The organism is Oleiphilus sp. HI0117 (genome assembly GCF_001635235.1).
The window spans coordinates 1-478 of the sequence record NZ_LWGA01000354.1; the positions used below are offsets into that span (position 1 = coordinate 1).

Annotated in this window: 1 protein-coding gene; it reads right to left on the reverse strand. The window is 47.3% G+C overall.

Features of this window, described 5'->3' with window-relative positions; all coding sequences use genetic code 11:
- Window positions 1-478, reverse strand: a 478-nt coding sequence (locus A3757_RS26320) for a hypothetical protein (RefSeq protein WP_197469748.1), incomplete at both ends; no start/stop codon positions are given.

The window sequence follows — 478 nt, forward strand, 5'->3', positions numbered from 1 at the left end:
GATAGTTGATTAAATCGAGCGCTTTCCCCGCATGACGTGTACGCAATCTTCGCTCATCTTCATCAACCCAGCATGCTATCTGCTGGTACACGCGGTCAGAGTGCGCCAATGGAATATGTGGCAGGCCTTCAAAGTGAGCGTTTTGGCTATGTGTTGGCGCAGAGCCCGGGTTAGCACTACCCTGTCTGACCAAGCTATCCCCCATCACTCTGCTAATAAAGCTATCTTCATTCTTTCCAACACTACCACTAATAAAGTAATGACGAGCCTGATCATAGAAACTCGCACATGACGACTCAATTTCTTCAGATGGAGCAAAAAACTTCAAGCCATGCTTTAAATCTTGAATACCTTCACTCCGCCGATCAATCCAATCAGCCCAATGGCTAATGTAATCCCGAGGAAAGTGTCGAACGATTTCACCGCTAAAGTGGCCAAACTTTTCAAGCGGTGAGCCTTCGTGCGGTGTACCCAAGTA